8 protein-coding genes are annotated in these 7906 nt (G+C 71.7%); 2 read left to right on the top strand and 6 right to left on the bottom strand.

Going from position 1 to position 7906, the window contains the following annotated elements:
- Together GUY61_RS10585 and GUY61_RS10580 are read right to left on the bottom strand one after the other, a co-directional pair.
- The coding region (locus GUY61_RS10585) for a TerD family protein (RefSeq protein WP_166629832.1) at nt 1-572 on the bottom strand (572 nt) is incomplete at its 3' end.
- 104 nt (nt 573-676) lie between these two features.
- Nucleotides 677-1255 (bottom strand): M48 family metallopeptidase, encoded by a 579-nt coding sequence (locus GUY61_RS10580; RefSeq protein WP_166629831.1) that lies wholly within the window; start codon nt 1253-1255, stop codon nt 677-679.
- A gap of 224 nt (nt 1256-1479) precedes the next feature.
- Here GUY61_RS10580 and GUY61_RS10575 point away from each other — a divergent pair, with 224 nt between their 5' ends.
- Nucleotides 1480-2619: a ThiF family adenylyltransferase gene (locus GUY61_RS10575; protein ID WP_166629830.1), complete on the top strand. Its 1140-nt coding sequence runs from the start codon at nt 1480-1482 to the stop codon at nt 2617-2619.
- 42 nt (nt 2620-2661) lie between these two features.
- Entirely contained in the window at nt 2662-4071 is a 1410-nt protein-coding gene (locus GUY61_RS10570; protein WP_166629829.1) for an AarF/ABC1/UbiB kinase family protein, read from the top strand.
- Nucleotides 4072-4140: 69 nt separating this feature from the next.
- Here the strand turns inward: GUY61_RS10570 and GUY61_RS10565 are convergent, their stop codons facing one another.
- From GUY61_RS10565 to GUY61_RS10550, 4 genes are all read right to left on the bottom strand, one after another.
- Nucleotides 4141-4500 carry a hypothetical protein gene (locus GUY61_RS10565; RefSeq protein WP_166629828.1) on the bottom strand — a complete coding sequence of 120 codons (360 nt, stop codon included), beginning with the start codon at nt 4498-4500 and terminating at the stop codon, nt 4141-4143.
- Entirely contained in the window at nt 4497-4865 is a 369-nt protein-coding gene (locus GUY61_RS10560; protein ID WP_166629827.1) for a WhiB family transcriptional regulator, read from the bottom strand. The genes GUY61_RS10565 and GUY61_RS10560 overlap by 4 nt, the downstream gene beginning before the upstream one ends.
- Nucleotides 4866-5039: 174 nt before the next feature.
- On the bottom strand, nt 5040-5372 hold the full coding sequence (locus GUY61_RS10555; RefSeq protein ID WP_398954979.1) for a hypothetical protein: 333 nt from the start codon (nt 5370-5372) through the stop codon (nt 5040-5042).
- Between the two features lie 175 nt (nt 5373-5547).
- Nucleotides 5548-7782 (bottom strand): ATP-dependent DNA helicase UvrD2, encoded by a 2235-nt coding sequence (locus GUY61_RS10550; RefSeq protein ID WP_166629826.1) that lies wholly within the window; start codon nt 7780-7782, stop codon nt 5548-5550.
- Nucleotides 7783-7906 lie beyond the last annotated feature (124 nt).

Genomic DNA, 7906 nt, shown 5'->3' with positions numbered 1-7906 from the left:
GCCGCACCCTGCGGGGCCTGGGGGGCCGCCTGCTGGGGCTGCTCGTCCGCGACCTCGCCGCCGAAGTTCTTCAGCAGCGCCTCGAGCCCGCCGTCGAAGCCCTGGCCGACGGCAGCGAAACGCCAGACGTCCTTGAGGTAGAAGTCGCCCAGCATGACGGCGCGTTCGGTGGTGAACTCCGAGCCGTTGAAGGCGTACCTGGCGACCTCTTCGCCGCCCGCGACGATCCGGACGTAGCCGGGACCGACCTGCGACATCTGCCCCGCGCCGTCGATCGTCGCGGTGAAGGACAGCTTGTGGATGTGCGCCGGGACGCGGTCCAGGGTGACCCGGAACGACTCGGTGTCGCCCGACTGGGCGCCGAGCAGCTGAATGGACTCCTCGGGCGACTTCGGCTGGTTGAAGAAGATGAAGTACCTGTCGTCCGACAGGCGTTCGTCGGCATCGAGTCCGAAGCAGCTGATGTCGAAGGTCAGTCCCGGACCAGCGATATGCACACCTACGTACAGATCCGTCCCGGCTGTGAGATCACTGATCTTGGCCTTGTGGCCGCGTTGGAATTCCCTGGCCATGCGTAACGACCGTCCCCCATCCGACGAGCAGAATGCGTATGCGTTGCGTCAGGCTAACGGCTGAACGGGCGAATGACCGGTACCGGTACGAAGCCGGTACAGAGTCACTCTGGGTCACCGCGCCGGGCCGCCACCACGCCTTCCAGGAAGCCGCGGGCCCGCTCGGTACGCGGATAGACCTCCAGCAGCTTCCAGAAGTCCGGACCGTGTCCCGGCACGAGCAGGTGCGCGAGTTCGTGCAGGAGCACGTAGTCCACGACGTACTCGGGCATGCCCTGGAGCCGGTGCGAGAGGCGAATGCTGCCCTCGGCGGGCGTACAGGAGCCCCAGCGGGTGTTCTGGTTGGTGACCCAGCGCACCGAGGCGGGCCTCGCCCGCCCTTCGAAGTACTGGGCGGAGAGCCGCTCGGCGCGGGCCGCCAGCTCGGTGTCGCCGAGGACCCGTCTGCTCTCCTGGGCCGCGAGCTTGTCCAGCATCACGCGGACCCAGCGCTGCTCCTCCGCCTCCGACATCCGGGCCGGGAGCAGCACGATGGTGCGGTCGCCCTCCCGGTAGGCGGAGACCGTTCTGCGCCTGCGCGCGCTGCGGCGGACCTCGACCGGGCCCGGCCCGGAGGCGCGCGGCGACTGGGCCGTCGGGCCGCCCTGCGGGTTCCTGGCACTGTGCAGTGGGTCGGCGGACACGCCTCGACGTTACCCGCTGTCAGTGGCCGAAGTCCGCCCCTGAGCCGGTTCGGAATCGATCGGGCTCCCGGGGACCGCGCCGGTACGACGAATGCGGCGGCCTGTGGACAACCTCCGGCGGCGTCCCGGCGGCGGCGCGCATTCTGGGTCCACGCGGAGACCGGTCCGCGAGGACGCCGCCGGACGGGCGGCGTCCGCGAGGAGCGAGGAACACGGGGTGGATCATGCATCCGATGCTCAAGCCCGCGCTGCGGCGCAGCTGGCGGGACAGGGGAACGGTGCAGTTCGGAGCTGCTCCCGCGCACGCGGTGGTGGTCGGGCCGGTGGACACGGCGAGCGGGAGCTTTCTGGACCTGCTGGACGGGACGCGGGCGCTCCCACTGCTGCGGCGGGAGGCCGGCGCCTACGGACTGTCCCCCGACCAGGTGGACACGCTGGTGGAACGGCTCGTCGCGGCCGGTCTGGTCGACGATCCGACGGCCGGCGGCCCGGAGGCGGCGGCGTTGCGGAGCAGGACGGCCGCCCTGGAGCGGCTGCGGCCCGACCTGGCCTCGCTGTCGGTGGTGCACCCGGAGCCGGGGGCGGCCATGGAGCGGCTCGCCGCCAGGCGCGCGCTGCGGGTGCAGGTGCGCGGCGCCGGACGGGTGGGGGCGACCGTGGCCTCGGTCCTGTCGGCGGCCGGGGTGGGCACGGTCGATGTGCTGGACGGCGGGCGTGCCGAGCCCTGGGACCTGGCACCGGGCGGGCTGGACGCGGCGTGCCTGGGCGAGCGCAGGGACGTGGCGGCGCGCCGCGCGGTGCGCCACGCGGCGCCGGACCGCCCGGTGCGGGCCTCGGGGACGGCGCCGGGCGGCGGTCCGCCCCTGTCCCTGGTGGTGTGTGCGCCCAGGGACGGGCTCGGGGCCTACGCTCCGGACCCCGCCGTCGCCGAGGACTGGCTGGCCTCGGGGACCCCTCACCTGTACGCGGGGGTGATCGAGGGCACGGGAGTGGTCGGTCCGCTGGTGCTGCCGGGCGTCACCGCCTGCGCGGGGTGCCTGGCCCTGGGCCGGCAGGAGCGGGAGCCTGCCTGGCCGAGGATGCTGGCGCAGTGGCGGTCGGGCCGCGCCGCCTCGGCTGTGGCCCCCTGTGACGTGGCGCTGGGCACGGCGGTGGCCGGGCTGGCAGCGGGGCATGCCCTCGCCCTCCTCGACGGTGATCCGCCGGTAAGCGCCGGCACTCGTCTGGAGTGCGTGCTGCCCTCCATGACCTGGCATTCGGTACCGATCACGGCCCGCGGTGACTGCGGCTGCGGCGCGGCAGGGAACTATGAAGGCGAGCGCGTCGCCGCGGCGCGGGGGCCACAGGTCACAATGACTGGGTAATCCGCCGTTCGCGGCGCGGCAGTCTGGGAACTGGAGGCGCGCATGTCTGATCTTCCCCGGAAGGCGGTAACCCGTACCGCCAAGCTGGCCGCGCTGCCGCTTGGGTTCGCGGGACGGGCGACCTGGGGACTGGGCAAGCGGATCGGAGGGATGTCCGCCGACCTGGTCGGACGTGAGCTTCAGCAGCGGACCGCGGAGCAGCTGTTCAAGGTCCTGGGCGAGCTGAAGGGCGGGGCCATGAAGTTCGGACAGGCACTGTCCGTCTTCGAGTCCGCGCTGCCCGAGGAGGTCGCCGGGCCCTACCGTGCGGCGCTGACCAGGCTCCAGGAGGCCGCGCCGCCGATGCCGACCCGCACGGTGCACGCGGTGCTGAAGGAGCGGCTGGGTGAAAACTGGCGCGAGCTGTTCGTCGAGTTCGAGGACAAGCCGGCGGCCGCGGCGTCGATCGGGCAGGTGCACCGGGCGGTGTGGCACGACGGGCGCACGGTCGCGGTGAAGGTGCAGTACCCGGGCGCGGGCGAGGCCCTGCTGTCCGACCTGAACCAGCTCAGCCGATTCGCCCGGCTGCTGGGCCCGCTGGTCCCCGGCATGGACATCAAGCCGCTGATCCAGGAGCTGCGCGACCGGGTCTCCGAGGAACTGGACTACGGCCTGGAGGCGTCGGCCCAGCAGGCCCACGCCGAGGAGTTCGCGGGCGACCCTGACGTGGCGGTACCGAGGGTCGTGCACCAGAGCGAGCAGGTGCTGGTGACCGAGTGGATGGGCGGCAAGCCGCTGGCGGAGGTGATCGCGAGCGGCTCGCAGGACGAGCGGGACCGCGCGGGCCAGTTGCTTGCGCGTTTCCTCTTCTCGGGCCCGGCACGCACGGGCCTGCTGCACGCCGACCCGCACCCGGGCAACTTCCGGCTGCTCAAGGGCGCGGAGGACGGCGAGGGCGCCGACGGGGAGGACCCTGACGCATGGCGGCTCGGGGTGCTGGACTTCGGCACGGTGGACCGGCTGCCCGACGGACTGCCCGGCAATATCGGCACCGCCCTGCGGATGACGCTGGAGGGCGAGGCCGAGGCCGTGTACGAGATGCTGTGCGAGGAGGGCTTCGTCAAGGAGTCCGTCGAGCTGGACCCGGACGCGGTGCTGGACTATCTGTTGCCGATCATCGAGCCCGCCCAGGTCGAGGAGTTCGTCTTCTCCCGGGGCTGGATCCGCAACCAGGCGGCACGGATAGCGGATGTCCGCTCCCCGGCCTACCAGCTGGGCAAGCAGCTGAATCTGCCGCCCGCCTATCTGCTGATCCACCGTGTGACGCTGAGCACCATCGGTGTGCTCTGCCAGCTCGGTGCGGCGGTGCGGCTGCGGGACGAGCTGGAGGACTGGCTGCCCGGTTTCCTCGAGGGCACGGAGGAGGACGGGCCGTACGACGAGTACGACGCGGCCGGGGAGGCACCGGCCTGAGCGGAACGACGCACTGCGGGGGCCGGTCCGTTCGGACCGGCCCCCGGGTGACTGCTCCCGCCGCGGCCGCTACTGCATGACCGCCATGGCCAGCGCGCGGCGGGCCTTCCGGGAGGCCCGCTCGGCGCGGCGCTGCATCCGCCGGGCGGCGGCGAGGCGCTGGGCCGGGCGTTCCATCTCGGCCTCACGCATCAGCTCGTCCATATGCGCACGAGCCAGGGCTTCTGGGATGAGTTGCATCTCACGGGTCCTGTTCTGACGCGAGGTGGCCGCGCCGGTTGTGGTGACGTCTGGTGTCGCGGAGCCGACGGGCTCGCTTGCGGACGGGCTCATAGAGGCCTGCTTCTTGGGGTCGTGCGTGCGAGGGAGATCGATCGTGCCGGGGCGCTTCGGCGGCTTGGTGCCCGCCTCCCGATGCGGCGCTGTCATGCCACAACCGGGTTCTTGCGCGGGCGGCCACGGGGCCGCTTGCGGGCAACGACCACACCCTGGACGAAGAGCTCGCCGCCCCAGACGCCCCAGGGCTCGCGGCGCTCCTTGGCGCCCGCGAGGCAGGCCTCGACGAGCGGGCAGGTGCGGCAGAGCGACTTGGCGTACTCGACGTCGGCCGGCGACTCGGCGAAGAAGACCTCCGGGTCGTAGCTGCGGCAGGGGACGGGTACGCCGAGGTTCTCGATGGCGTCGTCGAGCGCGGTGAGCGCGGTCAGCGGGGTCAAGGCGGAGTCCTCCGGGAGGCCGGGCGGGGGGATCGTTTCGGTGTGCCGTACTGACGGGGCGTGCGTTTCGAGATGCACGGTGACGGTTTCCTCGTCTGTCTCGGTCCGGCCTGTTGGCCGGGGGTTCGGTCGCTACCGGTTGTGCTGGTCCCGAGGCCCCTTCGCCCTGTCCTCCCCGGTTCGGGGAAAACAGAAGGGCCGCGGATCCCGGATGGGGTTCCGCGGCCCTGAAGGCGCCGGCCTGATGGAGGATCAGGCTGGATGACTCCAGGGTTCAGGCCCGCGGAAGGCCCACATCGTGTGGTGCTGGATCTGCTTGGCTTCGGCACCATTGGCCGCAAAGGCATAGGCCTTGGCCTGTGCCGCTGCTGCTACCGCAAGTGCCTCGGTCGGTCGCTCACTCCGCTCACGGACCGGCAGGTCCGAGAGAGGCAGGCAGACCGGGCGCACGGAGGCGGAGCCGGGCAGTCCCTTGACGGCGGGGCCGTCGAAGGACACACCGGTGCCACGCAGCGAGGCGCCGAGCGAGCAGGCGGCAACGACCGAGCGATCGGTCATTTTCTGGAGCTGAATGAAGCTGGTCACTGGTCTCGCCTCCTCTCGGCGTCTCGGGGGACTGGGGTGAGCCAGTCCTGCGTATTCGGATAAGTACTGCCAAGTACAGCACGGATGGAGGCTTCAGAGAAGCCGCCGTTCCCGCGTAGAAGAACCTATGGGGATTCCCGGGGCGGGCGCAAACTATTTTTTCGACGAGTTCGTATCAGTCCTCGCCATCCTCCTCGGCAAGCTCCTGACCAGCGCAGAGAGCCAGAACATCGGCTCCGAAACGGTCCAGCTTGCGGGCTCCGACCCCTGGGATGACGGCCAGTTCACCATCCGTGGACGGCTCGGCCTCGGCGATGGCCATCAGCGTCTTGTCCGTGAAGACGCAGTAGGCGGGCTGCCCCAGCTGCTTCGCCTGGTCCGAGCGCCACTCCCGCAGCCGCTCGTAGAGCGCCTCGTCCATGTCCGACGGACAGTCCTCACACCGCATCAGCTTCATCTCGCCCGCCTCGGTGAGGGTCTTGCCGCACACCCGGCACTGGACGGGTCCGCGCCGCTTGCGCCGGGCGCCGGAGCCGCGCTCGATGCCCCCGGCCCCGCCCGCCGAGCGGGCGCCGGGCGCCGCGGAGCCGGGCCGCAGGCCGCTGAGGAACCGGGAGGGCCGGCGGGAGGCACGGCCGCCGGGAGAGCGGGACAGCGCCCAGGAAAGGGACAGATGGACCCTGGCGCGGGTCACGCCGACGTAGAGCAGCCGGCGTTCCTCCTCGACCTGCTCGTCGGTCTTGGCGTAGGTGATCGGCATCATGCCCTCGGTCAGCCCGACCAGGAACACCGCGTCCCACTCAAGGCCCTTGGCGGCGTGCAGCGAGGCCAGGGTGACGCCCTCGACGGTCGGGGCGTGCTGGGCGTTGGCCCGTTCGTCCAGCTCGGCCACCAGGTCGGCGAGCGTGGCCCCCTCCTTGGCCCGGGCGAAGTCCTCCGCGAGCCGGACGAGGGCAGCCAGGGACTCCCAGCGGTCGCGGACGGCGCCCGAGCCGGCCGGGGGCTCGGTGGTCCAGCCCTTCGTCGACAGCACGGCCCGCACCTGCGAGGGGAGGTCCACGACGTCGTCGAGCAGTGCGTCGTTGCCTCCGAAGCGGGCGGCGCCGCGCAGCGCGGCGCCCGCCTCGCGCACCTCGGTCCTCTCGAAGAACCGCTCGGCGCCCCGGAGTTGGTAGGGCACCCCGGCGTCCGCGAGGGCCTGCTCGTAGATCTCCGACTGGGCGTTGATGCGGAACAGCACCGCGATCTCGCTCGCCGGGACACCGGAAGCGATCAGGTCACGGATACGCCGGGCGACACCCTCGGCCTCGGTGGGCTCGTCGGCGTACTCCGTGTACGCGGGGTCGGGGCCCGGGTCTCGCTGCGAGACCAGCTCCAGACGGTGTTCCGCGGCCCTGCCGCGGGCCTGCGCGAGCAGTCCGTTGGCCAGGTGCACCACCTGGGGGGTGGAGCGGTAGTCCCTGACGAGCTTGACGACGGTGGCGTTCGGGTGCCGGGTGCGGAAGTTCAGCAGGTGGTCGGGGGTGGCACCGGTGAAGGAGTAGATCGTCTGGCTGGCGTCACCGACCACGCAGAGGCTGTCCCGGTCGCCGAGCCACAGGTCGAGCAGCCGCTGCTGGAGGGGGCTGACGTCCTGGTACTCGTCGACCACGAAGTGCACGTACTGGCGGCGGACCTGGTCGGCGATGTCCGGGCGGTCCTGGAGGATGCCGACCGTCAGCAGCAGCACGTCCTCGAAGTCGATCACGCCTCGGTCGCGCTTGAGCTGTTCGTACATGGCGTAGATCTGGGAGATCTCCGCGGCGTCCCGCGGGACCTCGCGCAGTGACTTCGCGGCGGCCGCCGGATAGTCGGCGGGCACCGTCTGGGTGACCTTCGACCACTCGATCTCACCGGTCACGTCGCGCAGCTCGTTGCGGTCCAGGCGGACCCGGCAGCGCGCCGCGGCCTCCGCCACCAGCTGGATCTTGCGTTCCAGCAGCCGCGGAAGCTCGCCGCCGACCGCCTTCGGCCAGAAGTACTGGAGCTGCCGCAGCGCCGCGGAGTGGAACGTGCGCGCCTGCACGCCGCCCGCGCCCAGCTGGCGCAGCCGCCCCCGCATCTCCCCCGCCGCCCGGTTGGTGAACGTGACGGCCAGCACGCTGGCGGGCTGGAGTATCCCCGCGCGCACGCCGTAGGCGATCCGGTGGGTGATCGCGCGCGTCTTGCCCGTGCCGGCACCTGCCAGCACGCACACCGGACCGTGCAGCGCCGTGGCGACCTCGCGCTGCTCGGGGTCGAGCCCGCCCAGCACGGCGTCCGCCGACTCGGGCATCTGCGGGAAGAGAGAGGAGTGCGTTGCTGCTGTCACCCCGCCATGCTGCCAGGTCCCGGGAGGCGCACGGGAAAGTTGTCCACAGGCGTGCGGCATTGTTCACATGAATCCGCGCGGGCCCTGTGCGGGAATGGCGGACCGGGGTCGTGCGTTCCTCTGAGAACTGGCGAGTGCGACAGGCACTCGCCAGTACCCACGATCCCTCGAAGGAGCGCAGACG

It is taken from the genome of Streptomyces sp. GC420 (assembly GCF_009916105.1).
In the GTDB taxonomy this organism is placed as follows: domain Bacteria; phylum Actinomycetota; class Actinomycetes; order Streptomycetales; family Streptomycetaceae; genus Streptomyces.
This window is presented reverse-complemented; position numbering and strand designations above follow the sequence as displayed.